This window comes from Arthrobacter sp. Y3223164 (assembly GCF_059091005.1).
In genome coordinates, this window is record NZ_JBNHGF010000960.1 from 1 (window position 1) to 310 (window position 310).

Here is a 310-nt window from a genome sequence, read left to right on the forward strand (position 1 = left end):
CGCGACGGCGGCGCCACCGCGCGCGACGCCGGTGCGGCGAGCTCTGCCGGGGAGGGGGAACGGCTCCCGTACCCGTTCTCCAGTGCCGCGGAACTGCTCGCCCGTTGCCGCGAGGCCGGAACGTCGATAGCCGGCGTGATGCTGGCCAACGAACTCACCTGGCGCAGCGAAGCCGAACTGCGGGCGGACCTCCTGCGCATCTGGGCGGTGATGCAGGAGTGTGTGGAAAACGGCTGTACCCGCACCGAGGAGACCCTGCCCGGGTCGCTGCTGGTCCGCCGGCGTGCCCCGGGGCTGCGGCGCAGGCTGC

Annotated in this window: 1 protein-coding gene; it reads left to right on the forward strand. The window is 73.5% G+C overall.

All coding sequences use genetic code 11. From position 1 onward, the window contains the following. Positions 1 to 310 (forward strand): L-serine ammonia-lyase, iron-sulfur-dependent, subunit alpha (locus AC5RUJ_RS18920; protein WP_494156596.1); only part of this gene is annotated, 310 nt, incomplete at both ends.